The organism is Streptomyces sp. CC208A (genome assembly GCF_030010625.1).
In the GTDB taxonomy this organism is placed as follows: domain Bacteria; phylum Actinomycetota; class Actinomycetes; order Streptomycetales; family Streptomycetaceae; genus Streptomyces.
In genome coordinates, this window is sequence record NZ_JASCXN010000030.1 from 1 (window position 1) to 24,677 (window position 24,677).

General features: G+C 75.1%; 17 protein-coding genes, 1 tRNA gene and 1 pseudogene. 8 read left to right on the plus strand and 11 right to left on the minus strand.

Translation table 11 applies throughout. From position 1 onward, the window contains the following. Together QK442_RS27300 and QK442_RS27305 are read right to left on the minus strand one after the other, a co-directional pair. Nucleotides 1-838 (minus strand): M56 family metallopeptidase (locus QK442_RS27300; RefSeq protein WP_282696737.1); only part of this gene is annotated, 838 nt, incomplete at its 3' end. 4 nt (nucleotides 839-842) lie between these two features. Beyond that, nucleotides 843-1,247, minus strand: coding sequence for a BlaI/MecI/CopY family transcriptional regulator (locus QK442_RS27305; protein ID WP_282696738.1), 405 nt, complete (start codon nucleotides 1,245-1,247; stop codon nucleotides 843-845). A 434-nt stretch (nucleotides 1,248-1,681) separates the two neighbouring features. On the opposite strand from QK442_RS27305, the pseudogene QK442_RS36415 reads away from it, so the two are divergent. Then, nucleotides 1,682-2,095 (plus strand): annotated as a pseudogene (locus tag QK442_RS36415) (hypothetical protein); the annotation flags it as partial. Between the two features lie 343 nt (nucleotides 2,096-2,438). On the opposite strand, the gene QK442_RS27315 reads toward QK442_RS36415, so the two are convergent. Next, nucleotides 2,439-2,511 (minus strand) — tRNA-Arg (locus QK442_RS27315). Between the two features lie 291 nt (nucleotides 2,512-2,802). Here QK442_RS27315 and QK442_RS27320 point away from each other — a divergent pair. From QK442_RS27320 to QK442_RS27350, 7 genes are all read left to right on the plus strand, one after another. Beyond that, a complete protein-coding gene (locus tag QK442_RS27320; RefSeq protein WP_282696739.1) occupies nucleotides 2,803-4,431 on the plus strand; it encodes a dynamin family protein in 1,629 nt (542 codons plus the stop codon). Nucleotides 4,432-4,480: 49 nt separating this feature from the next. Continuing rightward, the gene (locus tag QK442_RS27325) at nucleotides 4,481-6,298 is read left to right on the plus strand and encodes a YfjP family GTPase (protein ID WP_282696804.1); all 1,818 of its coding nucleotides are present in this window, start codon (nucleotides 4,481-4,483) and stop codon (nucleotides 6,296-6,298) included. Between the two features lie 149 nt (nucleotides 6,299-6,447). Next, nucleotides 6,448-6,978 (plus strand): single-stranded DNA-binding protein, encoded by a 531-nt coding sequence (locus QK442_RS27330; protein ID WP_282696740.1) that lies wholly within the window; start codon nucleotides 6,448-6,450, stop codon nucleotides 6,976-6,978. 235 nt (nucleotides 6,979-7,213) lie between these two features. After that, nucleotides 7,214-8,686, plus strand: coding sequence for a Cys-Gln thioester bond-forming surface protein (locus tag QK442_RS27335; protein WP_282696741.1), 1,473 nt, complete (start codon nucleotides 7,214-7,216; stop codon nucleotides 8,684-8,686). 192 nt (nucleotides 8,687-8,878) lie between these two features. Beyond that, complete coding sequence (gene ettA, locus QK442_RS27340) at nucleotides 8,879-10,543, plus strand: energy-dependent translational throttle protein EttA (protein ID WP_282696742.1); 1,665 nt, start codon at nucleotides 8,879-8,881, stop codon at nucleotides 10,541-10,543. Nucleotides 10,544-10,551: 8 nt separating this feature from the next. Beyond that, entirely contained in the window at nucleotides 10,552-10,977 is a 426-nt protein-coding gene (locus QK442_RS27345) for a thioesterase family protein (RefSeq protein ID WP_282696743.1), read from the plus strand. Then, nucleotides 10,974-11,636, plus strand: a complete 663-nt coding sequence (locus QK442_RS27350; protein ID WP_282696744.1) for a hypothetical protein — start codon at nucleotides 10,974-10,976, stop codon at nucleotides 11,634-11,636. The genes QK442_RS27345 and QK442_RS27350 overlap by 4 nt, the downstream gene beginning before the upstream one ends. 7 nt (nucleotides 11,637-11,643) lie before the next feature. Here the strand turns inward: QK442_RS27350 and QK442_RS27355 are convergent, their stop codons facing one another. From QK442_RS27355 to QK442_RS27390, 8 genes are all read right to left on the minus strand, one after another. Beyond that, the gene (locus QK442_RS27355; RefSeq protein WP_282696745.1) at nucleotides 11,644-12,255 is read right to left on the minus strand and encodes a hypothetical protein; all 612 of its coding nucleotides are present in this window, start codon (nucleotides 12,253-12,255) and stop codon (nucleotides 11,644-11,646) included. A gap of 49 nt (nucleotides 12,256-12,304) precedes the next feature. Next, nucleotides 12,305-13,252, minus strand: coding sequence for an ABC transporter ATP-binding protein (locus QK442_RS27360; protein WP_282696746.1), 948 nt, complete (start codon nucleotides 13,250-13,252; stop codon nucleotides 12,305-12,307). Then, nucleotides 13,249-16,113 (minus strand): ABC transporter permease, encoded by a 2,865-nt coding sequence (locus tag QK442_RS27365; protein WP_282696747.1) that lies wholly within the window; start codon nucleotides 16,111-16,113, stop codon nucleotides 13,249-13,251. Before QK442_RS27365 ends, QK442_RS27360 begins: the two co-directional genes overlap by 4 nt. Further along, nucleotides 16,113-19,436: an FtsX-like permease family protein gene (locus QK442_RS27370; RefSeq protein WP_282696748.1), complete on the minus strand. Its 3,324-nt coding sequence runs from the start codon at nucleotides 19,434-19,436 to the stop codon at nucleotides 16,113-16,115. Before QK442_RS27370 ends, QK442_RS27365 begins: the two co-directional genes overlap by 1 nt. Nucleotides 19,437-19,638: 202 nt before the next feature. Continuing rightward, nucleotides 19,639-20,046 carry a globin gene (locus tag QK442_RS27375; RefSeq protein WP_282696749.1) on the minus strand — a complete coding sequence of 136 codons (408 nt, stop codon included), beginning with the start codon at nucleotides 20,044-20,046 and terminating at the stop codon, nucleotides 19,639-19,641. 72 nt (nucleotides 20,047-20,118) lie between these two features. After that, the gene (locus QK442_RS27380; RefSeq protein WP_282696750.1) at nucleotides 20,119-21,840 is read right to left on the minus strand and encodes an FHA domain-containing protein; all 1,722 of its coding nucleotides are present in this window, start codon (nucleotides 21,838-21,840) and stop codon (nucleotides 20,119-20,121) included. Nucleotides 21,841-21,882: 42 nt separating this feature from the next. Next, nucleotides 21,883-23,217, minus strand: coding sequence for a VWA domain-containing protein (locus QK442_RS27385; RefSeq protein ID WP_282696751.1), 1,335 nt, complete (start codon nucleotides 23,215-23,217; stop codon nucleotides 21,883-21,885). Between the two features lie 73 nt (nucleotides 23,218-23,290). Then, nucleotides 23,291-24,676, minus strand: a complete 1,386-nt coding sequence (locus tag QK442_RS27390; protein ID WP_282696752.1) for a PP2C family serine/threonine-protein phosphatase — start codon at nucleotides 24,674-24,676, stop codon at nucleotides 23,291-23,293. Between the last annotated feature and the right edge of the window lies 1 nt (nucleotide 24,677).

Consider the following 24,677-nt stretch of genomic DNA (forward strand, 5'->3'; position numbering starts at 1 on the left):
AGACGGCCAGCCCGACGGCGGTGAACACCGGCGGCCAGATCCGGAGAGACGGGGCCGGCCCGAGCAGCGCCGCCACCCGGCGCGGCACCGGCCCGGCCGCGCCGGCGAAGTGTGCCAGCGTGGGAACGGGCGAACCCCGGGAGATCAGCGCCGACTTGCCGACCGCCCGTGCCACGGTCCGCCGACTCCCCACGGCCTGCGCCGCCTCCTCGTCCGCCCACCGCTCGGTGGAGTAGACGACGGCCGTACGTAGCGGCCGTAGGAAGGGATTGGCCCGGGCCGCGAGCTGGACGGCCAGCAGGAAGCGGTGATGGCGGCGCGCCAGATGCGCCCGCTCGTGCGCGAACAGCGCCCGCCGCTCACCCGCGTTCAGCCCGGCCAGCATGCCGGTGGTGACGACGATCCGGTCCCGCCTGGCGGGCAGCGCGTAGGCGTACGGGGTGGGGTCGGGCAGCACCGCCACCGGTGAACCCGGCAGCCCGGCGAGGGCCCGCTCGGCCCTCCGGCGCACCCGCAGGTGCCGCCAGGCGGTCCCCGCGCACGCGACCAGTACGGCGACGAGGGCGGGGATCGCGATCCGGCCGGCGACCTCGTCGTAGGGCACGGCCGCGCGGACCTCGGGATCCGACCAGCCGTCGGGCAGCGGGTTCCCGGGAAGCTGGGCGGTCCCCACCACCATGAGCAGCCCGAGGCACAGGGTGCTGCACACGGCGAGCACCGCCGCCACCGCGCTCAGCAGCCACGTCGCGGCCCTGGGGTGCAGATGGTGCTCGGCGAGTCGGGCGACGGGCCAGGCCGTCAACGGCAGTACCAGCGGCAGGAAGACGAAGACCCCCATGGCCCTAGTCTCCCTCCTCCGAGTCCTCCGTGGCGTCCAGCAGTGCACGCAACAGCCGCTCGTCGCCCGGAGACAGAGTGCTCACGAAACTCGCGAGCACGGCCTCGCGGTCGGCCTCGGAGTCGAGCACCCGCCGCATCCGCAGCGCGGCCAGCCCTGCCTCGTCCGCGACGGCGGTCCACTGGAACGAACGCCCCGACCGCTCCCGCGTGACCGCTCCCTTGACGTGAAGCCGGGTCAGGATGGTCACCACCGTGGTATAGGCGAGATCGCCGCCGAGCCGCTCCTGCACCCACCCGGCGGGGACCGGCCCCGGCGCCGCACGCAGCGCGGCCAGCACCTGAGTCTCCAGCTCCCCCTGCCCCCGCCTGCGCGGAGCCGCCCCGCCGGCGCCCCTGTGGTCCGTCATGCCATCGGCCTCCCACCGTCCAGGCGCCGCCTACCGCCGCGAGCGCGGTTCATCGTACTGACCACCCCGCGTTTCCCCGCCGTCCACGGACGACTCCGGAGGGGAGGCGACGCGTCGAGCCAGGCGACCTCCAAGGACCGGTTCGCCGACGGCGGACGAAGAACAACCCCACGGGCCTGGGGATCGCGGCCTGGCGATGTCGACGTGGACGACCGCCCAGCTCCCCGCCCCAGGAGGAACACCTGCACCCTGAGCACTCCCACGCTTCACCCGCCCCCGAACCGGCCTTCTGGGCCCCCTCGCTACCTGGCCGTCGACGACGACGCCCTCGCCGACCGAGTGGGCCGCACACTCGCCGCCATGGGCCGGCGGATGCGGCCGACCGCTCGCGACACCCTTCTCCACACGAGCCCCGACGGGCTGTGCGGCGCCGAATGAACACGCGCCGCCTGCTCCTTCGAACCGGGAGACCTACCGGTGGCCTGGCAGATCTCCGCGCGCTCGCATCCCGCCGATGTCCTGCCGGAGCGGAACGCGTACTTCACCACCTGCGTCCCCCACGAGGCGCCGACCGACTTCCTTCTCGCCCTCGACGCTCGCGTGGTACCCGCCTTCTCCTTCGGCAGCCCCGAGACCGTTCTCGCGGCGGTCTGTGCCCAGGGACGGGCCCGCGACATCGACCGTCCGCATACCGCCGCCCTCGCCCCCGGACTCTCCGCCGGCATCTCGCTGGAGGAAGCGCCCCGCTCGTTCGCGATGCCGACCCGGGGCCGGGGAGGTCCGGCCGGCAGGCGTGGGCCGAACCGGCCGTCGGTGATCCGTATCCGCGGTGTGCGACCTTCAGCGGCAGCACACCGCACGACCTGGTTGCGGTCTTCGCTTCCTCCCTCGCGTCGCCGCACCCCGTGCGGCGTTCCTGCCCGCCCTCTGGAGTCGAGGGGCAGCTCACTGCCATCCGTCCGGGAACCCGACGGCAGAGGAAAGCGCGCGGACCGGAGTCGAGGCAGGGCAGCGGGCGCCCCGAGGACTTCGGGAAGCTTTCGGGAGAACCAGCCGCCAGAGACCGCCTCCGACCGGATTCGACCGGACAGACCCAGCCATCGGGGTGGCCCCTCCGGCCCCCTGAACCCCGACCGAGAACCACCCCTGACCAGCAAAAAGGACCCTCCCGAAGGAGGGTCCTCGATCGTGCGCCCCCGGCAGGACTCGAACCTGCGGCCAAGTGCTTAGAAGGCACCTGCTCTATCCGCTGAGCTACGGGGGCCCGGTGGGCCTGGGGGCCCGGGTGGGTGGGGTGGGCTTGTGGGGACAAGGATAGGGGTCTTGTCGCCGCGGCCCGGTTGCTTCGCCTGCGTGGCACGATGTGGAGGTTCGGTGAAGCGAACCGATAATCGCAGGCAGGTGCGATTCGCGCAGCGCTTTTCGCATCGCTCACGGCGGGTGTTGTGCAGTCGTTATGCCCGGGGCTGCGAACGCCCTCCCCTTCTTCGGCGCGCAGGGTCCTCATACGCTTCAAAAATGCTCATAAATTGGGCATTCTTCGCATGTGGTGACCTTGGACGAACGGCCTCAGTTGATCGACGCACTCTCCGCCCTGCGCGACCGAGTCGCGGCCGTGCGTCTTCCGCTGCCCCTGCCCGACGCGCCGCGTGCCCGGCAGACCCGGGCGGAGTTGCTCGCCCAGCTCGACGACTACCTGGTGCCGCGGCTCAAGGACCCGGACGCGCCGTTGCTCGCCGTCGTCGGGGGGTCGACCGGGGCGGGGAAGTCCACGCTCGTGAACTCGCTCGTGGGGCGGCGGGTGAGCGAGGCGGGGGTGTTGCGGCCGACGACCCGGACGCCGGTGCTCGTCTGCCATCCCCAGGACCACCACTGGTTCGCGGGGCTGCGCGTGCTGCCGCAGCTCACCCGTGTCTGGCTGCCGCAGGCCGACGAGGCCGACGAGGATCATCCGGGCCGGGACGTCGACAGTGAGGACAACGCGTTGAGGGTGGAGACCGCCGGCACCTTGCCTCGTGGGCTCGCGCTTCTCGACGCTCCCGACATCGACTCCCTCGTCGTCGAGAACCGGCTGCTCGCCGCCGAGTTGATGTGCGCCGCCGACATCTGGGTGATGGTCACCACCGCGTCCCGGTACGCCGACGCCGTGCCCTGGCACCTGCTCCGTACCGCCAAGGAGTACGACGCCACCCTCGTCACCGTCCTCGACCGGGTGCCCCACCAGGTCATCGGCGAGGTCTCCCGGCAGTACGCGGCGCTGCTCGACAAGGCCGGGCTCGGGGACGTGCCGCGGTTCACCATCCCCGAGCTGCCCGAGTCGACCGGGGGCGGGAGCGGGCTGCTGCCCGAGAGCGCCGTCGCCGGGCTGCGGGGGTGGCTCGCGCACCGGGCCGAGGACCCCGCCGCGCGCCAGCAGGCCGTCTCCCGTACCGCCACGGGAGTCATCGACTCCCTCGACACCCGGCTCCCCGAACTCGCCGGGGCCGTCGCCGCGCAGTACGCCGCCGCCGTACGGCTCGGGACCGCCGTCGAGGACGCCTACCGCCGGCAGGGGGCACGCGTGCGCAAGGAGCTCGGGAGGGGGGCCGTCCTCGCGGGGGACGCCCGGGCCCGCTGGCGCGCCTATCCCCGCGACAGCACCGCCGACGAACTCCTCGACGCCCTCACCGAATCCCTCGCCGCCCTCCTCCACTGCGCCGTCTCCGCCGCCGAGGAGGCGATCCGCGAGGTCCACCGCCGCGAGCCCGCCGCCGGCGCCCTCCGTGCCGCCCCCGTCGTCGGCGACCGCGAGGTCGCCGAGCGGATCGGTCTGGAGGCACGGCGCTGGCGGCGGGTCCTGGAGGAGCTGGCCGAGGAGGAGGTGCGGAACGTGGAGAAGCCCGCGGGCCGCGGCGCCGCCCGTACCGCCCTGCCCGACGCCGAGACCGTCGCCGCCCTGCTCGCCGCCTCCCTCCTCGGCGGCCGCCGTGCCCGCCCCGCCGGCGAGCGCCTCGCCGAACTCCTCGGCGCCCAGGCCGCCCTGCGCCTGCGCGACAAGGGCGGCGACCTCGTCCTCACCCACGTCGACCGCGTCCTGCACGCCGAGCGCGACCGCCGTCTCGCGCCCCTCGACGCCCTCGACGTCACCCCCGAGCCGCAGGCGGAGCTGATCGCCGCGCTCTCCGTACTGCAGAAGGAGAAGTGACGTGGCCCTGAAGCCGGAGAAGGTCGCCCGGGAGCGCGAGCGGGACCGGGTGCGCGAGCGGGAGCGGGAGAAGGAGGGGGGTGGCGGGCCGGAGCGGTGGGACGACGGGCTGATCGCTCGGCGGGCCGCCCAGCGGGTCGTTCCGGAGGCTTCGCCCGTGGGGGAGAGCGGGGGAGGGGCGGAGGACTCCGAGGGGTTCGGGGGGAGTTACGGGGGCGGGCTGCGGACCCGGCTCGACGCCCTCCACGAGCTCGTCGGCCTCTCCCGTACGCGGGTCGAGAGCGACGCCCTCGCCGAGGCCGGGCGGGTGCTCGACGAGGCCGCCGCCCGCCAGCGGCTCTCCTCCCGGCACACCGTCGTCGCCCTCGCCGGCGCCACCGGCAGCGGCAAGTCCACCCTCTTCAACGCCCTCGCCGGCGTCGCCGTCTCCGAGACCGGGCTGCGCCGGCCCACCACCTCCGCGCCGCTCGCCCTCACCTGGTCCGAGGGGGCCGCGGGCCTCCTCGACCGGCTCGGCGTGCCCGGCCGGCTGCGACGGCGCCCCCTCGCCGGCGGGGCCGCCGACGCCGAGCTGCAGTCCCTGGTCCTCATCGACCTGCCCGACCACGACTCGGCCCTCACCGCCCACCGCGACCAGGTCGACCGGGCGCTCGGCCTGGTCGACGCCGTCATCTGGGTCGTCGACCCCGAGAAGTACGCCGACGCCGCCCTCCACGAGCGGTACCTGCGGCCGCTCGCCGGGCACGCCGAGGTCACCTTCGTCGTGCTCAACCAGATCGACCGGCTCGGCGCGGAGGCCGCCGAACTCGTCCTCGACGACCTGCGCCAGCTCCTCGACGAGGACGGCATGGCCCTCGGCGAGCACGGCGAACCCGGCGCCACCGTCCTGCCGGTCTCCGCCCTCACCGGCGAGGGCGTGCCCGAACTGCGCGAACTCCTCGCCCGGTTCGTCCAGGAACGCACCGCCCCCGAGCGGCGCATCGCCGCCGACATCGACGCCGCCGCGGCCAAGCTGCGGCCCTCCTACGTCGCCGACGGGCGGCCGGGCCTCGGGGAGCGGAGCCGCGAGCAGTTCGCGGCCCGGCTCGCCGTCGCCGTCGGCGCCCAGGCCGCAGGCGAGGCCGCCGAGCGGGTCTGGCGGCGGGGCGCCATCCGCGCCTGCGGCTCGCCCTGGCTGCGGCTCTACCGGTGGTACGAGCGCCGGCGCGCGCACGGCTCCACCGACCCCCGGCTCACCTCGCCCGTCGAGGACGAACTGACCGCCCGGCAGCGCGTCGAGCAGGCGGTGCGGATCGTGGCCGACGAGGCCTCGCGCGGCCTCCCCGCACCCTGGGCCCACGCCGTACGGGAGGCCGCCACGCGCGGCGCCGAGGGGCTGCCCGAGGCGCTCGACGAGCTGACCGTCACCCTCGGCGACCCGGCCGCCCGGCCGCCCCGCCCCGCCTGGTGGCCGGCCGCCGTCCTCGCCCAGGCCCTGATGACGCTCCTCCAGCTCTTCGGCGCCCTGTGGCTGGTGGGCCAGATCCTCGGCGTCGTGGAACCGGGGCTGCTGCCGCCGGTACTGATCATGGTGGCCGGGATCGCCGGCGGTCCGCTCATCGAATGGGCCTGCGAGAGCGCGGTGAAGGGACCGGCCAGGAGGTACGGGCAGGAGGCCGGGCGCAAGCTCGCGGAAGCGGCCGCCGCCTGCGGCCGGGCCCGGGTCCTCGACCCCGTCTCGGCCGAACTGCTGCGGTACCGCGAGGTGCGCGAGCAGTACGCGAAGGTGGCCGGGCCCCGGCCCTCGCCGCGGATCGTCGGCGTGGGCGGCCGGCGCTCCGGCGGTGCCCGGCTGGGGGCGACCAGGACCGGCGCCCGGCTGCGCTAGCACGGTCCGGCGCCCCTGCCGATCCCTCTGTCGGGTGGGCGAGTTGTCCACAGCCCGTCGGCCGTCCACAGGCGCCGGCGGGCTTTGCTTCGTCCCGTCAGCATGGGTCTCACGAAGAGGGGCCGCAGGAGTCGGAGAGGGGCACGGAGATGAACGACACGACGGTGACGCTGGTGGGGAACGTGGCGACGGCGGTGGAGTACCGGGACACGGTGGCCGGGGCCGTGGCCCGGTTCCGGTTCGCGGTGACCGCGCGGCGGTGGGACCGCGAGCGCGCGGTGTGGGTCGACGGGGCCACCAGTTTCTACACGGTCTCGGCCTGGCGGACGCTCGGCGCCAACCTGGCCGCCTCGGTCTCGGTGGGGGAACCCCTGGTGGTGCACGGACGGCTGAAGGTCCGTGAGGACGAGCGCGAAGGACAGCGCAAGACCTTCGTCGACATCGACGCGCTCGCCGTCGGCCACGACCTGACGCGCGGGACCTCGGCCTTCCGCCGGACGGTGCGGAACGAGACGGCGCGGAACGAACCGAGGCCCGCCGCGCAGGCTCCTCCGGGGGCGGGGGGAAGCGGCTTGGCGGAGGGTGACCTGACGGATCGCGAGGAGACGCCGGGACTCGTCCCGGCGGACGTGAAAGACCCCTGGACGGCCGCCGCTCACCAGCTGGTAACCGCTTCCTGACCTTGAGTTGTGGGGATTTGTCGACCAACTCGCCGGGGACATAACGATTCCGAGACGGAATGGTTGTCTCACCGCTGTACCGGAGACCGGGCTCTTCCGCCTCCCTAGGATTCCCGAATACTCATGAGGCACGTGAGAGGCACGTGAGCCCATCGAGTCAGTGAGTCTGCAGGCGGGCGCTCCCCCCACGCGAATCGACCACGTTCGCGGAGCGGCTCGCCCGGAGGGGAAAGCAATGTTTTCAGTTCGTGGGCGCGGTGCTGCCCGCTTGACCGCCGCGACGCTGGTGTCGGCTCTGGCCGTCTCCGGAGCGATAGCCTTCGCGGGCCCCGCGACGGCCGATGACGGCGGCGCCACCGCGACGCTGGGCGGCCTCAAGGAGTCCGGCAAGATCTGGATCGGGGACGAGAAGGGCAAGCCGATCAACGGCGGTCTCTTCGACCTGTCCGTGGACGGCGGCGGCTCGCTCCAGGCGTACTGCATCGACCTGCTGACGCCGACCGACGCGGGGACGAAGTACCGGGAGACCGACTGGGACAAGTCGACCCTCCACGACAACCCGAACGCCGGCAAGATCCGCTGGATCCTGCAGAACTCCTACCCCGAGGTGAACGACCTCAACATGCTGGCCGGCAAGGCCGGCGTCGCCGCCCTGACGGGCGACGAGGCCGCCACGGCGACCCAGGCCGCGATCTGGAAGTACTCGGACAACGTCAAGGCCACCCCGGTGGACCCGGAGGCCAAGGCGCTCGCCGAGTACCTGGTCGCCGAGGCCGCCAAGGCGCCCGACCAGGAGGAGCCGAAGGTCTCCCTGGCCGCCGCCCCGGCCTCCGTCGCGGGCAAGGCCGGCGACAGGCTCGGCCCGGTCAAGGTGAGCACCACGGCCGCCGACGGCGCCGTCAAGGTCTCCCTGCCCGCCGACGCCCCGGCGGACGTCAAGGTCGTGGACAAGGACGGCAAGGCCGTCACCTCCGCGAGCAACGACACCGAGCTCTTCCTGGACGTCCCGGCGGGCACCCCCGACGGCACGACCAAGATCAGCCTGCAGACCGAGACCGAGGTCGCGATCGGCCGCGTCTTCGGCAGCGTCGAGGGCCACGAGCAGACCCTGATCCTGGCCGGCAGCAGCAAGTCCACGGTCAACGCCGAGGTCACCGCCGCCTGGGCGAAGAAGGGCGCCATCCCGGCCGTCACCGTCACCGAGAACTGCGCCAAGGGCGGCCTGGACATCACCGCCTCCAACGAGGGCGACGAGGACTGGACCTTCGAGGTGAAGGGCGTGTCCTTCACGATCGCCGCCGGCGAGTCCAAGACGGTCACGGTCCCGGTCCCCGAGGACACGGCGTACGACTTCACCATCACCGGCCCGAACGGCTTCTCGAAGACCTTCGAGGGCGTCCTGGACTGCAAGACCGCCCCGAGCCCGGAGCCGTCCACCGCCACGCCGTCGGAGACCCCGGCCACGTCGGCCACCCCGTCTGAGACCCCCTCCACCGGCACCCCCTCGGAGACCCCCTCGGCGAGCCCCTCCACCCCGGCCCCCAGCACCACCACGGAGGCCGGCACCACCGGCACCACCGGCGGCGGCCTGGCCGAGACCGGCAGCTCCAACGCCACCCCGATGATCGCCGGCATCGCCGTCGCGCTCGTCCTGGCCGGTGGCGGCGCGGTGTTCTTCCTCCGCAAGAAGAAGGCCGCCGGTCAGTGACCACCCCGCGGCATGACGTCACGGGGTGACCACACCCCGTGACCCCGACGGCCCCGGACGCACCCGCGCCCGGGGCCGTCGTACGTCGGAGGGGCCTTCCGGGGGCGCCGGACGGCACTGGTTTCCGTCGGGGGGTGGCGGTGCGGCAAGATGGGTGTATCTGCCCACTCACTCTTTGCCGGACGGTTTCCTTTGGCTGAGTACATCTACACGATGCGCAAGACGCGCAAGGCGCACGGCGACAAGGTCATCCTCGATGACGTGACGCTGAGCTTCCTGCCCGGTGCGAAGATCGGTGTGGTCGGCCCGAACGGTGCCGGTAAGTCCACCGTTCTGAAGATCATGGCCGGTCTGGAGCAGCCGTCCAACGGCGACGCCTTCCTCACCCCCGGCTACTCGGTCGGCATCCTCATGCAGGAGCCGAAGCTCGACGAGTCCAAGACCGTCCTGCAGAACGTCGAGGACGGCGTCGCGGAGATCAAGGGCAAGCTCGACCGGTTCAACGCCATCGCCGAGGAGATGGCCACGAACTACACGGACGAGCTCATGGAGGAGATGGGCAAGCTCCAGGAGGCCCTGGACCACGCCGAGGCGTGGGACCTGGACGCCCAGCTGGAGCAGGCCATGGACGCCCTGGGCTGCCCGCCCGGCGACTGGCCGGTCAACAACCTCTCCGGTGGCGAGAAGCGCCGCGTGGCGCTCTGCAAGCTGCTCCTTGAGGCCCCCGACCTGCTCCTCCTCGACGAGCCCACCAACCACCTCGACGCCGAGTCGGTGAACTGGCTGGAGCAGCACCTCGCCAAGTACAAGGGCACCGTCGTGGCCATCACCCACGACCGGTACTTCCTCGACAACGTGGCCGAGTGGATCCTGGAGCTCGACCGCGGCCGCGCCCACCCGTACGAGGGCAACTACTCGACCTACCTCCAGAAGAAGGCCGAGCGCCTCAAGGTCGAGGGCAAGAAGGACGAGAAGCGCGCCAAGCGCCTCAAGGAAGAGCTCGAGTGGGTGCGGTCGAACGCCAAGGGGCGCCAGGCCAAGTCCAAGGCGCGTCTCGCCCGCTACGAGGAGATGGCCGCCGAGGCCGAGAAGATGCGGAAGCTGGACTTCGAGGAGATCCAGATCCCGCCGGGCCCGCGCCTGGGCTCCGTCGTCGTCGAGGTGAACAACCTCAACAAGGCGTTCGGCGAGAAGGTCCTCATCGAGGACCTGTCCTTCACCCTGCCCCGCAACGGCATCGTCGGCATCATCGGCCCGAACGGCGCCGGCAAGACCACGCTGTTCAAGATGATCCAGGGCCTGGAGACCCCCGACTCCGGCGAGATCAAGATCGGTGAGACGGTCAAGATCTCCTACGTCGACCAGGGCCGCGCCAACATCGACCCGAAGAAGACCCTCTGGGCGGTCGTCTCGGACGAGCTGGACTACATCAACGTCGGCCAGGTCGAGATGCCGTCCCGCGCCTACGTCTCCGCCTTCGGCTTCAAGGGCCCGGACCAGCAGAAGCCGGCCGGCGTGCTCTCCGGCGGTGAGCGCAACCGCCTCAACCTCGCGCTCACCCTCAAGCAGGGCGGCAACCTGCTGCTCCTCGACGAGCCCACCAACGACCTCGACGTCGAGACCCTCTCCTCGCTGGAGAACGCGCTCCTCGACTTCCCCGGCTGCGCCGTGGTCGTCTCCCACGACCGCTGGTTCCTCGACCGGGTCGCCACGCACATCCTGGCGTACGAGGGCGACTCCAAGTGGTTCTGGTTCGAGGGCAACTTCGAGTCCTACGAGAAGAACAAGATCGAGCGGCTCGGCCCGGACGCCACCCGTCCGCACCGCGCCACCCACAAGAAGCTCACCCGGGGCTGAGGTCGGTCGTGGCGAGGCACATCTACAGCTGTCCCCTCCGCTGGTCGGACATGGACGCCTTCGGGCACGTCAACAACGTGGTCTTCCTCCGCTACCTGGAGGAGGCGCGGATCGACTTCATGTTCCGTCTCGCGCCCGGGGACGGCAGCCCGTCCTTCTCCGGCGGGTCCGTCGTGGCCCGCCACGAGATCGACTACCTGCGCCCGCTGGTCCACCGGCACGAGCCGGTGACCATCGAGTCGTGGGTCACGAAGATCGGCGCGGCCTCGCTGACGATCGCGTACGAGATCAAGGACCCCGGCGTCACCTACGTCCGGGCGTCCACGGTCGTCGTGCCCTTCGACCTGGAGGCACAGCGGCCGCGCCGCATCAGCGAGGAGGAGCGCTCCTTCCTCCAGGAGTACGTCGACGACGGGATGACGTCCGCCGCATGACCGTGCTCGCCCCGCTGCACTTCGCCGACCCCAGGGAGGCGGCGGCTCTCGCCGCCTTCCTGACCCGGCTGGTGCACTACGACCGCGCCGCCGCCGTCCGCCTCCAGGCCGGGGGCGGCGCGCTCGCCGTGTTCGGACGCCCGCCGTCCTTCGAGGTGCTCGCGATCCGCACGGCCCGGCTGGTGGACGCCGTCGACCTCGACGTCACCGTCTCCGCCGGGGAACTCCTCGACGGCATCGAGGAGGCGGCCGGCAAGGCCGTCGTCCCCGCCGCCGTCACAGGCCCGCCCTGGGCCGGCGTCCTCCCGCCCCGCTCCGGCTGGCGGCCCGTCGAGGGCCTGCCGGGCGCCGGCGAACTGCGCGGGGCGGTCGCAGCGGCCGTCGCCGAGTTCCGCCGCCGCGACGGGGAGCTGCCCGAGGAGCGGCGCACCCGCGCCGAGCGCGACCGCATCGGCCGCGAGATCTGGTCCCGTACCCTCGGCGCCACCGGGCTGCCGCTGCGGGCCGTGCACGCCGCCCAGTCCCTGGGCTTCCTGCCCCCGGGGGACGCGCCGGTCGCCCTGATGGCCGCCGGACCGTGGCTGCGGCTGCGCACCCCGTACGGCTCCGTCGCCCTGCGTACGGCCCCGGCCTCGCTCCTGGTGACCCCCGCTTCCTAGAGCCGTCTCACCAGATCCGTCTGCCCGTCCCCTCGTACCGGACCGAGGCCGCCGAGAGGCCCGCCGCGAGCAGCAGCAGGCCCGCCGGGACGTAGGGGGCGCCCCGGGCGGTGTTCTCGTCGGCCGGGACCGGGTCCATCCGCCCCGCCGGGTCGTACGCGATCCGGACCGGCGACCCCGTGTCGCCGAGCCGCCGCTCCCAGGAGAACTCCTTCGGGCCGCCGTCCGGGCAGTCCAGCGTGTGGTGGTGGAGCCGTTTCGCCCGCGGGGCGCCCTCGCCGAAGGTCGGATGGTCGGTGACCCGTACCTTCCCCACCACCACACAGCTCGCCGTCGCCCCGCGCACCCGCGCGTCCCGGGCCTCGACCCACACCGCGCCCAGGCCCGCCAGCAGCACGAGCAGGGCCAGGATGCTGCCGCCCTCGCGGAAGAGCGCGTTGTGCGCCACCACCGCCAGGCCGGCGAGGAGCAGCCCGACGAGGACCGCGAGCGCCGTCGGCGTGCCCAGCGGGCTCCGCAGCGACCAGCCCGCCCACCAGTGCAGCAGGACGCCGGAGCCGAGCGGCACGGCCACCGCCCCGGCGTACGGGAGAGCCCTCCCGAACTTCCCGGTCCCCATCCCGACCACCCCCCTCGGAGGGGACGAGCCTGTCGCGCGCGCCGGTTCCTCAGCGCCCGGTGTCGTCCGGCCACACCCCGATGTGGTCCTGCTCCAGTTCGAGCGCCACCCGGTGCTCCATCCCCAGCGCCTTGGTGTAGTCCGCCGGGAGCTGGAGCCGGCCCGCGCGGTCGAGCATCGCGTACTCCCGCGCCACCAGCGACTCCCGGCCCGCCTCGTCCACCTCGGTGCGGCGCAGCACCTCGGAGGAGGTGCGGCCGTCGCGGATCGCGACCGTGCGGCGCACCTCGGTGGCGACCGCCTGGTCGTGGGTGACGATCACGATCGTCGTGCCCAGCTCCTCGTTGGCCCGGCGGAAGGCGGCGAAGACCTGCTCGGCGGTGACCGAGTCCAGCTCGCCGGTCGGCTCGTCGGCGAGGAGCACCGACGGCCCGTTGGCGAGCGCGACGGCGATGGCCACCCGCTGCTGCTGGCCGCCGGAGAGCTGGTGCGGCCGCCGGTCCGCCAGGTGCGCGATGTCCAGCATCGCGAGCAGCTCCCCGACCCGCTCCGCCTTCTTCCTCCGGCCGCCCGCCAACTGCATGGGCAGCGCCACGTTCTGGGCGGCCGTCAGATAGGGGAGGAGGTTGCGGGCGGTCTGCTGCCAGACGAAGCCGACCACCTCGCGCCGGTAGCGCAGCCGGTCCTTCCCGGTCATCGCGAGCAGATCGCAGCCCGCGACCCGGGCCGCGCCCGCCGTGGGCACGTCCAGACCGGCCAGGATGTTCATCAGGGTCGACTTGCCGGAACCGGACGCCCCGACCAGGGCCATCAACTCACCCTCCTCGACCAGGAGATCGAGCCCCTGGAGCGCCTGCACCTCCACCCCGTCAGCCGTGAAGATCCGTACGAGGCGGTCGCAGGCGATCAGGGCGTCATGGCCGTACGAGGGCCGGTCGCGGTGCGCGTTCGCCCGCCGCTCCAGCTCCTCCAGGGTCGTGTGCGCGGTCGTCGTCATCGTGCGTCTCCTGCCCTGAGTTCCTTCACCGAGCTCCTCCGCCCCGTCCACCACGCCTGCACGGCCGCCGCCACCCCCGTCAGGAGGACCACCGCCAGAGCGGGAAGGGCCAGCGACCACGGGTCGACCCGCAGCGGTACGCCGCCGAGGGCCGCACTGTTCTCCGCCGTGGCCAGCGCAAGCCGGCGCAGGTCGACGCCCGGCGCGAGCAGCGGCACCGTCGCCCATCCGGCCAGCACCCCGCCGAGTGCGGCGAACACCGCGGGCGGCAGTGCCTCAAGACCGAGCAGCCGCCGCCCCTGCTTCCGGGTCAGGCCCATGGTCCGCAGCCGGGCAAGGAGCGTCGTCCGCTCGGGCCCGCTCCGCGTCAGCGCCAGCAGCACGGCGACCACCGCGTAGACGGCGCCCGCGCCGATCGCCGCCGAGTAGAGCCGTTCGGCGCCGGACTGGAGCGGCGAGTCCACGTACGAGCCGCGCGCCTCGGTGCGCAGCGTCACCGCGAGCTCCTCGGACTTCGCGGCGACCGCCGCCCGCAGCGCCGTGCCGTCGGGCGCGCCGCTCACCAGGACGGTGCTCGGCCGCCGGTTGGTGAGGTCGGCGGCGTTGACCACGAGGAACTCCTCGCCGCGGACCGCCGGGGTGGACTCCCGCACCGCCACCACCTTCACCCGGAAGCTGCCGGCCGCCGCGGCCAGCGCCATCGGCCGGTCGCCGAGGCGCGCCGCGACCTTCGGGGAGGCGATCGCGGGCAGCACCCGCTCGGTGTCGCCGACCGCCTCCGGGCCGCCCTTCCCGGTGGAGGCGAGCAGCTCCGCGGGGAACGCGCCGTTGTCGGTCCGCCGCGCCAGCCCCGCGTAGGCGGCCGGGTCGACGGCGACGAGCGGGGCGCTCATCGGCCGGTCGGTGGCGACCGGGGACGGCAGCGCCACCCCGTACTCGATCTGCACCGGCTGCGCCTCCCGGACGCCCTTCACTCCGCGCACCGCCTCGACCGTCCCGGCCGGCACGGGCAGGCCCTCGATGCGGCCCTCGATCCGGGCGTCGGCGCCGGTGGCGAGCAGTGCCGCCCGGTCGCGGGCCCCGGCGACCCCGGCGAGGACCGAGCCGCCGAAGGCGGCCGTGGTCAGCGCGAGGACGAGCGCGAGCAGCGGCAGTACGCCGGTGGTCGAGGAGCGTCCGGCGCGGGCGATGGCCAGCGGGCCGACGACCCCGCGCATCCGGCGGGCCGGGCGGGCCAGCCACCGCAGCGGCAGCGGCTGGACCCGTACGAGCACGAGGGCGGCGATCACCCCGACGAGCACCGGGGCCGCACTGACCAGATGATCACCGGCGTCGGCGGTGCCGCGCAGCCGCAGCGAGCCGATCGCGCCCGCCGCCAGGATGAGCAGGGTCAGCTCGGCGACGAGACGGCGCCGGGACGGCTTGGCGTCCACCAGGTCCTCGCGGGCCCCGTGCAGCCGCGGCGCCCGGTGCCGCAGCACGGCCCGGACCGGCAGGACGAGCGACGCGACCAGCGCCACCAGGGCGGCGCCGAGAACCGAGGGGAGGAGCGGCGCGGAGCCGGTGAGGGCCGGGGCGCCGGGGGTGTCCGGGCCGCGGACCACGGCGACCGCGGCCACCAGGCCGAGCAGGGCCGCCGGGACGGCGACCGCGGCGGTCTCGCCGAGGAGCCGCAGGCCGATGCCGGGCAGGGAGGCGCCGCGGGCCCGCAGCAGGGTCAGCTCGCCGTCCCGGCGGGAGAGGAAGAGCCCGCCGGTCATGGCGACGACGACCGCCGCGACCGCGCCGACGCCGAAGACGGCTACGGCGACGACGGGGGAGATGGCGGCGCCGGTCGCCGCGTGGGCGGCGACGACGTCGTCGAGACCGGTGGCGAACCGGCCGGTGGAGCCCGTGATCCCGAGGACTTCCACCAGGGCGGGGCCGCCGGCCAGCGAGTCCAGGGCGGCGGCGAGCGGTCCGCCGTCCTGGGCGGTGAGGTGGTCGAAGGCCGGCGGGAAGCGCCAGAAGACCTCCGGCTGGCCCGTGGTGGAAGTGAGGGCGGAACCCGACTCCGGGGAGAGGAGGAGCGTCGCCCGCCAGTAGAACCTGACCTGGGCCGGGTCCCGCACCTGCACGAGCATCGGGGTCCCGAGGAGGGGCTCCACGGTCCAGTACGGCCGCTGGGGGTCGCGCGGCTCCACGACGCCCGTGACGGTGATCGCGACGGGGTCGCCGGTGATGCCGGGCACGTGCACGACGGACCCGGGCCTGATCCCGAGGGCCTCGGCCGTCATCGCCGTCACCGCGGCCTCCGGCCGCTTCGGGTCCCCGGCGGGCATCCGGCCCTGCCGCAGGGCCGCGTGCGCGGCGAGGTCCGAGGGCGAGGAGAGGGAGAACTGGACCGGTTCGTTGTCCGGTTGGGGCAGCCATGGGTCGAGGCCGGTGACCGGGACCGTCGTCCGGATGCCGTGCGTGGTCTGCTCCGGGACGGTGCGCAGCGGTGAGGGCAGCAGGGCCCGCAACTTCTCCTGGTCCTCCCGCAGCCCGGAGGCTCCGACTGTGGCGGCCTGTTCGAGCTGAGTGGTGATCTCCAGCTGCGCCTGGTGGGCGGGGGCGGTACGGACGCCGTGCCGCAGCCCCTCCGTCTCGTACGCGTCGACCACCCGCGGCAGCGCGGCGGCGAGCAGCGCGGTGACGAACACCAGCAGCGCGAGCCCGGCCGCGGCGCCCGGCGAGGCCCGCAGCCGGGTCCGCACCCAGGGGGCGACGGCCGGGGTGCGGGCCTTCCCGGACACGCCCGCCGCCGGGGCGGGCCGGTGGTCGGGGGACTCGCCTGCGGGCTGCATCGGGCGGGACTCCTCGCGCGGGACGTCGGACATCAGTTGTCTCCCTGGTGGCGCAGGGACACCGCCGGGTCGTTGCGGCGCAGGGCGATGGCCGCGACGACCGCGACCGGCAGGGCGGCGACCCCGGCGAGCAGCAGCGCCACCTCGCCGAGGGGCAGCTCGACCAGGACCGGCGGGACGGGCCGGGTGGCCCGGCTCGTGAGCACCACCAGCGGGACGACCACCCGTGCGAGCAGGGCGCCCAGGGCGACGCCCACCAGGAGCCCCACCCCGATCAGGACGCCTTGCTCGGCGGCGAGGAGCCGGGCGAGCCGGCGGCGCGGCGCGCCGAGGGCCCGCAGGATCGCGAACTCGGCGGACCGCTCCCGTACGGAACCGGCCGAGCCGACCGCGAAACCGACCGCGGCGAGCGTCGCGGCGGCGGCCGCCACCGCCATCAGGGCAGTGGCCGGGCCCGCGCCGAGCGGGTCGCCGAGCAGGTCGTCGGCGATCGTGTCGCGGACGACGACCTCGCCGGTCTCCTCGCCGGCGCGCTCGCGCAGCGCCGCCGCGACGGCGGCCGCCCGGCCGGACTCCGGGGTCAGCCACCACTCGGTGGGCGCCACCGGGTCCGCCACGTCGGCGGTCGACAGGTACCGGTTGACGGTGGTCAGGTCGACGAGCACGCCGCCGCCGTCCGCCGGGATGTTTCCGGCGGCCGCCGCGTCGGTGGTCCGGCCCGAGGTCCCGGTCGTCGGCAGGTCCGCCACGACCCGGGTGACGGTCACGTCGACCCGCCGTCCGCCGAGGGAGAGCTGGACCAGGTCGCCCTGCTTCGCCTTGGACGCCGCCATGAACGCCTCGGACGCGATCGCCGGCAGGTGTTCGGGCCGTTTCGGCACGGGCGCGGTCAGCCGCACCGCGTACTCCTCGGACCGGGTGGCGTGGACGCCGGTGAACTCGCCCTTCAGCGTGTACGGGACGGAGTACGGGGCCGGTTCGCCGCCCGCCGCGGGGGAGCCGGCCGAGCCCGACAGCCGCAGCGTCTCCCGCTCGCCGTGGTGGGTCTGTTCGGAGGCGGCGGACCAGCGGGACAGGGCGCCCGCCGGGTCGGCGGGGCGCGGGGACCCGTCCTTCCCGGTGGTGCCGAGCAGGTCGACGTGGAGGGACTGGGCGCGCTCGCCGCCCTCGGAGAAGCGGGCGGTGAGGTCGATGCCGGTGAGGACGAGGCCGGCGCCGGTACGGACGCCGACCGCGGTCAGCCGGCCCAGGTCGAGAGTGAACCGGTGGGTGCGGCCGTCGGCGGGCAGTCGGCCCATCGGCTGCCGGTGCGGGATCCCGTACGCGTCCTCCAGGGTGAGCGTGACCTGCCCGTCGGCGGTGCCGCGCGGGGCCGTGCTCCGCAGGCCGACGACGAGCGTGCGGCTGCCCTCCGGCACCGCGAAGCCGGGCCGCGCGCCGCTCTCCGGCGCGAGCGGGGCGAGCAGCTCGGCCGCCGTCCCGCCGGTCAGGTCCTCGCGCAGCAGCAGGCCGCCGGCGAGCCGGTCGGTCGCGGCGGCGAGCACGGTCGCGTTGCGGCCGGCGACGTCCATGCCGGCCCGGAAGACCGGCGCGACCTCGCGCACCCCGGGGACGGCGGCGAGCCGCGCGGCCCGGTCCGGGTCGCCGGGGCCGACCCCGATCACCCGCACCTCGGTGCCGGCCCGGAAGTCGGCCTGGTCGTGCTGCGACCGCTCCCAGGAACGGCTCTGACCGATCGCCAGCATCCCCATCGCCACCGCGAGGACGAGCAGCAGCACCGGGCCCGCGCCCCGCAGCGGGCGGCGGCTGAACTGCCAGCCGGCCAGCGCGGCCGACAGGCCCCGGCCGCCCGCGGCCCGCCGCTCGGCCAGCTTGGCGGCGGGCGGCAGCAGACGCAGCGTCAGGACGGTGCCGGCGAGCAGCGCGAGCGCGGGCGCCGCGACGAGCACCGGGTCGACCGAGGCGCCGTCGGCGGTGGCCTCCGGCTGCCGCTGGAGCTGCCAGAGCGCGATGCCCGCGACGAGCAGCAGCGCGAGGTCCGCGCCCGCCCGCACCGGCCACGGGAGCGTTCCGGCGCGTGCCTTGCGCAGTGAGACGGCGTCCCCGTCCCGGGCGGCGAGCGCGGGGGCGACGACCGCCGCCGCGCAGGCCAGCGCCACCCCGGCGGAGACCAGCCAGACCAGCGGCCCTGCCGAGGTGTCGAGCCGTACCCCGAGCGAGGAGAGCGCGGACCGCTCGGCGAAGAGCCGGGTCAGCGGCCCGGTGAGCAGCGGGGCGAGGAGCGCGGCGGGCACCGCGAGGAGCAGCGCCTCGGCGGCGGCGAGCCCGGCGATCCGGCGCCGGGAGCCGCCGCGGGCGCGCAGCAGCGCGGTCTCGCCGGAGCGCTCGGTGCTCAGCAGCCGGGCGACGAGCAGCAGCGCGTAGGCGGCGAGCATCACCAGCTGGACGGCGACGACGAGCAGCGTGGAGCGGGAGACGGCGAGGGCGCGTTCGGTCTGCGCCAGGACGGTCGGCAGGCCGGTGGAGGCGTCGAGCGTGGTCCCGAAGGTCGTGGTGTCGGCGAGGAGCCGCTCCGGCTCCCGGGTCGCCGCGTCCCGCAGGGAGGCGATCCCGCCGGTGTCGAGGCGGGAGAAGTCGGCGGCGGCGAGCCAGGAGGTCTCGCCGGGGGCGAGGGCGCCGGAGGCGAGGACCGACGGGTCGGCGAGCAGCGGCCCGTACGTGGTGAAGGAGACGGTCCGCACGCCGCGGCCGCCGGCGGGGTCGAGCTGCCAGTACGGGTCGGCGGTGTCGGCCGCTCGGTAGACGCCGGTGATCCGGGCCTTCACCTTCTTCTCGGTGAGCTGGTCGGTGAGTTCGAGGACGGCGCCGGGCCCGGTCCGCAGCCGGTTCGCCGCCTCCTCGGGCAGCGCCGCCTCCAGGACGCCGCCGGGGCGGGCGGCCGTCGGCCAGGCGCCGCGGACCAGGGTGAGCCGGGAGCGGTCGAGCGCCGCGAAGAGCGTCAGGTCGGGGTCGCCGGAGCGGGCGGCGGCGGCCTTGAGCGAGCGGGGCAGGGCGTACGACCCCGACTTCTCCAGGCGCTGTACGGTGACGGGCAGCCCGTCGAAGGCGCGCCGGGCGCTCTCCGCCACGGCCCGGTCGGCGGCGGCCCGCCGCTCGGCCGGTATCTGCCCGGAGACGCTCAGGGTCGCGGCGGCGGCCGAGCGGTCACGCAGTCCGGCCTGGAGCGCCGCGTTCCCGATGGAGCCGGAGAACCCGGCGAGGGTGGCGAGCACGGTCGTGGTCAGGACGACGGCGAGCAGCGCCGCGCCGAGCAGCAGCCGGTGAGCCCTGACGCGCAGAAGTACGAACCCCGTCACCCATCCCCCTGGCCGTTCCCCGCGCGTCCGCACCCCGCCGGACGCGGGCCGGACTTCCGCAACGTTCCGGGAATGCTTTCATCGGCCACGGGTCGTTCGGAACCGTTCGGAAGCGCTTGCGGGCCGACCTTGACGCGATCGTGACCGTTATCCGGCGAGCGATCCCCGGAATGTGTTCATCCGGTGGCGAGGAGTGGCCCGATCAGCCGGCGGTGTTGACCATCGAGGCGGCGGCGTACGTCAGATAGCGCCACAGCTGGGCCTCGTGCTCCGGCGCGAGACCGAGCCCGTCGAGCGCCGCGCGCATGTGGCGGAGCCAGGCGTCGTGCGCGGCCTGGTCGACGACGAAGGGTGCGTGCCGCATCCGCAGCCGGGGGTGGCCGCGGTGGTCGCTGTAGGTGCGGGGGCCGCCCCAGTACTGCATCAGGAAGAGCGCGAGCCGCTCCTCGGCGGGGCCGAGGTCCTCCTCGGGGTACATCGGGCGCAGCAGCGGGTCCTCGGCGACGCCCTCGTAGAAGTGCCGGACGAGACGGCGGAACGTCTCCTCGCCGCCGACCTGCTCGTAGAAGGTCTGCTCCTGCATCGTGTCGTCCCCGGGAATCTCGTTCACCGCTCCATCGTCTCAGACGGGGCGGACGAGGACCGGAGGTCTAGGACCTCCGGTCCCCGGGCGGGCGCGGGCTCAGCCGCGCCGGACGGTGATCGTCGTCCAGGCGCCGACGTGCACCCGGTCGCCGTCCTGGAGCTGGACGGGCACGTACGGCTGGATCGGCTCCTCGCCGCCGTTGACCGTGGTGCCGTTGGTGGAGTTCTGGTCCACCACCGCCCACGAGCCGTCGGGCTGCTGCACGAGCACCGCGTGCTGGTGCGAGACGCCCGGGTCCTCCGGCGGCACCGACAGGTCGATGTCGGGAGCCTCGCCGGTGGAGTGCCGGCGGCGCCCGATGGAGACCTGGTTGCCCTGGAGCGGCAGCTGCTTCGGCGGCGCGTACGCGGGCAGGTTGAGCCCGGCGGCCTCGGGCCCGCTGCGGCGCATCATCGCCATGAAGTAGTCGCGGTCCGGCCCGATGTGAGCGGTCCACCCCTGCGGCGCCGGTGGTGCCTGAGGCGCCTGAGGCGGCTGGGTCTGGGACGGCGGGGAGAGCACCCAGTCGTCGTCGGCCCGTCCCTGGGGGTACGCGGGCGGCTGCGGCCGCTGCGGCGGCGCCTGCTGATGCGTGGCCTCGGCCCCCAGCGGCTCCGCCGGCCGGTTCACCTGCGACGGCCGGGAGTCGTGGTACCCGAACGCGTCCTGCGCCGGAGGCGCCGTCTGGAACCCCGGCGGCAGGTTCGCCCCCGCCGACCGGTTCGGCTGCGGAGCGGGCGCGATCGGCGTGTACGAGGTCGCGGTCCCCGTCAGGAAGTTCCAGCGGCACTCCTCGCAGTACGGCGCCATGTGCTCCCGCGGCGTACGACACTGCGGACACAGCTCCGCCTGCGCGGTCGCGTGGGGATCGCCGCCGGGGCCGAAGCCGCGGGGAGCGCCGGGCGCGCCGGGGCCGCCCGGAGCGGCGGGGCTGCCGGGCGCGCCGGGGCCACTCGGAGCACCGGGACCGCCCGGGAACGGGGGGTTGCCCGAGCCGCTGGGCGCGCCCGGGCCACCGGGGAAGCCAGGACCGTTACCCGGGCCGGCGGGTGCACCGGGGCCACCCGGACCGCCGGACGTGCCGGGAGCATCGGGGAAGCCGGGCGCACCGGGGCCACCGGCTCGGCCGGATCCGCCAGGACCACCCTGGAACGAGGGGCCGTCCGAGCTGCCGGGGCCGCCCGGGCCGCCGGGGAAGCCAGGGCCGTTGCCCGGGCCGGGACCGTTCGGGCCGCCGGGGTGGCCGGGACCGGGGCCGGGCCCACCGGCCGGGGCACCCGGAGCACCGGGGCCTCCGGGAAAGGCCGGGCCACCGGATCCGCCGGGAGCGTCAGGGAACCCGGGGCCACCGGCTCGGCCGGGGCCTCCAGGGAAGTCGGGGCGGCCGGGGCCGCCCGGAGCACCAGGGCCGCCGGAGAACCCGGGACCACCCGGGGCACCACCAGGGCCACCGGCTCGGCCGGGGCCGTCAGGAAAACCGGGGCGGCCGGGGCCACCCGGGGCGCCGGGGCCGTTCGGGGCGCCGGGCGGGGGCGGGAAGCCTGGGATGTCGGCGTTGCCCGGGGCGCCGGGCGGGGGCGGGAAGCCCGGGGTGCCCGGGCCGTTCGGGGGGGCCGGGTGGGGGTAGCCGTACGCGGGGGGTGGGCCCGGAGGGGGTGGTGGGGGGCCGGGAGGGGGCGGTGTGGCACCCGCCGGCGCACCCGCCCCGGCCATGCGATGGCCGCAGACCTCGCACCAGTCGTCGGAGACCGACTGGTGTCCGTTCGGGCAGGTCGGCATGTCGGTGCTTCCCCCTCTCGTCGTCCGGCCCGGCGGACCGGGCTACCTCTTGACGCGAACGGTCTTGGTGGAACGGGTCTCGAGTGTCATCTCGTCCGCCTCCGCGACCTTCGCCTTCAACCGCACAGTACCCGCCGCCGCGTCGACCACGTCCACCACCTTCGAAAGGAGTTTCGCGGTGTCCGCGTTCCCGGAGGCCGCCGCGAGCTGCACCGCGCGGCCCAGTTTCGCCGTCGCCCCGTCCCGATCGCCCGATTTGCGGGCGTCCAGGCCCTGCTGGATGGCGTCCGCGAGCTCCGCCTGGCCCGTGTAGTGCGCGACCTGCGGATGGATCGCCGTGGTCATCGCCACGTCGTGCGTCCACACCGCCCGTATCAGCCCTTGGGACACCGGCCGGGCGTCGCCGCCCGCCGGGTCGGGGACGAGCAGGGAGGTCCGGGCGGCGAGCATCTCCTGTCCGACGGCGTTCGCCGGGACCCGGACGCGTATGTGGTAGTCGCGGGACTCGTCGCCCCAGGAGCCGGTGGGGTAGTCCCCGGTGCGCGGCCCGGTGTCGGTCCGCCGGCCGGTCAGGTCGGCGACCACCGGCGCGACCTGCTTGACGAAGACGAGCTCCGCGCCGACCGGCGTCCACAGCCGCAGCGCCACGTCGGCGACGCCCTTGCCCATGACGTTCTCCATCATGGCCGTGAAGTCGGCGGCGAGCCCGGCCGGGTCGGCGACGATGTCGGCGGAGCCGAGCAGCGCCGAGGCGATCCCGGTGACCTCCTTGACCTCCCAGTCGGTGCCGACGCCCCGCGCGTCGCAGGTGAAGCGGCCCGCGCAGGCGTCGAGCGCGGCCCGCAGCGCCTCGGGGGACTCGTGCTCGTTGCGCCCGTCGGTGAGGAGTACGCCGTGCCGGATGGCGAGGTCCTCGCCGTCGAGGAGGGCGGCGGCGAGCCGCAGCCAGGTGCCGATCGCGGTGCCGCCGTCGGGGGTGAGCCGGGCCAGCGCCTCCTTGGCCTCGGCGCGGGTCCCGGCGCCCGCGACGGCGAGCCGCCCGTGCGGAGGGTAGAGCGGGACGGCGGTGTGGTTGCCGGCGACGACGGCGAAGGAGGTGCCGTCGCGGAGGGTGTCGATCGCGGCGGCGGTGGCGGCCCGGGCGCCCTCCATCTTGGCCGGCGGGTGGGCCATGGAGCCCGAGCAGTCGACCATGATCACCACTCCGGCGGGTCCCCCGGCCGTCACGCCCGTCACGCCCGCCGTGCCGCTGGTGCCGCCGCCGGTCGCCGTGACGGTGACGACCGCGTCGACGTCCCGCCCGCCGGCCGGCAGGTACTCGTTCTGGTAGACGTCCACCGAGAACTGCGGCACGGACGGCTTGGCGAAGTTCGCCATCTGGTTTCGGCTCCTCTGGTTCCGGCTCCTCGGCGGCTGCGGCGGCGGCACGGATACGGCTGGTGACGGGGGGTCAGGAGGAGCCTGCCCCCGCGGGCGACGGGACGAACGGCGTCAGCGCGACCGTGACGTTGTCGTGTCCGCCGCCGTCGAGGGCGTGGCCGACGAGGACCCGCGCCGCGTGCAGCGGCCGGAGCGCCGCGTCGGCGGGGACGGTCCGCGCCATCGCCTCGGCGGCCTCCGCGTAGTTCCAGAGCCCGTCCGTGCAGACCACGACGACACCCGGCCGGTCCGGCTTGAACGCGGCGGTGTGCGGCTCCAGTTCGTACGCGTCGGCGCCGAGCCAGCCGGTGATGGCGTGGGCGCGCTCGTCCGCGTACGCCTGCTCCTCGTTCATCAGGCCCGCCTTGACCATCTGGGCGGCCCAGGAGTCGTCCTCGGTGAGCCGGGCGGCGGGCGCGGTGCGGTCGTCGGGCACCCAGTAGGCGCGGCTGTCGCCGACCCAGCCGACGACGAGCAGCCCGTCGGTGACGACGGAGCCGACGATGGTGCAGGCCGGGGAGTTGCCGCCGGGGGCGGGGTCGGCGCCCCCGCCGTCGGGACCGCCGGTGCGGGCCAGGGCGGTGACGGCCTCGGCGGCGGCGACGATCGCCTCGTGCATGGCCTGCTGCGGGTGGGTGCCGCGCGGCAGCGCCTCGTCGAGCACCTTCCCCGCGGCGCGGGCCGCGGCGGCGGACGCCTCGTCGGGGCGGTGGGCGGAGGAGACGCCGTCGCAGACGATCGCGACGGCGGCCGGCACCCCGCCGGGCAGGGTGGTCTCGCCGATCGCGAACGCGTCCTCGTTGCGGTGGTGGCGAAGCCCGCGGTCGCTGACCGCGGCGACGCCGCCGAGCTCCCGCTCCATGTGGTCGCGCTCCCGGGGCTGGGCGTGCCCGCAGTTCTCGCAGTAGCCGTCCCCGTCGACCCGCCCGGCCCGGCAGGCCACACAGGTCCCCTCGGGCACCTCCCCGGAAGCACCGGACCCGGCCGCGGGTTCCGCCCGCACGGCGGCCCGCGGATCCGGCGCGGCCAGCTCGAAGTCGCCCCCGCCCCCGCCCCGTACGGTCTCCCCGCCCGGCGGCACAGGACCGTCCGCCCGCCCGGGTACGGCCCCGGCGGCGTCCGCCCCGGCCGCCGGCACCGTCGGCAGCTCGTGCCCGCCCGAGTCCGTGCCCGGCAGCTCGCCGGGGTGCTGGGTCGCCGTCGACAGCGAGCCGGGGTCCCGGGGCGGGGCCTCGGGCCAGACGGGCGCGGCGATCGGCATGGTCGGCCGGTCCTGCCCGGCCGGCGGCTCCGCCGCGACCGACAGGTCGTATCCGCAGGCCCCGCAGTAGCGGTCCCTCGGGTCCACCGGTTCGCCGCACTCCGGGTTCGGGCAGGCGGCGAGTCCGTGTGACGGCGGCTGGGGCTTCTGGGACATC

Coding starts and splice junctions, on each gene's coding strand:
- QK442_RS27360 (WP_282696746.1), bottom strand. CDS start 13,252: ATGACGACGACCGCGCACACGACCCTGGAGGAGCTGGAGCGGCGGGCG.
- QK442_RS27365 (WP_282696747.1), bottom strand. CDS start 16,113: ATGTCCGACGTCCCGCGCGAGGAGTCCCGCCCGATGCAGCCCGCAGGC.
- QK442_RS27380 (WP_282696750.1), bottom strand. CDS start 21,840: ATGCCGACCTGCCCGAACGGACACCAGTCGGTCTCCGACGACTGGTGC.
- QK442_RS27390 (WP_282696752.1), bottom strand. CDS start 24,676: ATGTCCCAGAAGCCCCAGCCGCCGTCACACGGACTCGCCGCCTGCCCG.
- QK442_RS27350 (WP_282696744.1), top strand. CDS start 10,974: ATGACCGTGCTCGCCCCGCTGCACTTCGCCGACCCCAGGGAGGCGGCG.
- QK442_RS27330 (WP_282696740.1), top strand. CDS start 6,448: ATGAACGACACGACGGTGACGCTGGTGGGGAACGTGGCGACGGCGGTG.
- QK442_RS27305 (WP_282696738.1), bottom strand. CDS start 1,247: ATGACGGACCACAGGGGCGCCGGCGGGGCGGCTCCGCGCAGGCGGGGG.
- QK442_RS27335 (WP_282696741.1), top strand. CDS start 7,214: ATGTTTTCAGTTCGTGGGCGCGGTGCTGCCCGCTTGACCGCCGCGACG.
- QK442_RS27385 (WP_282696751.1), bottom strand. CDS start 23,217: ATGGCGAACTTCGCCAAGCCGTCCGTGCCGCAGTTCTCGGTGGACGTC.
- QK442_RS27355 (WP_282696745.1), bottom strand. CDS start 12,255: ATGGGGACCGGGAAGTTCGGGAGGGCTCTCCCGTACGCCGGGGCGGTG.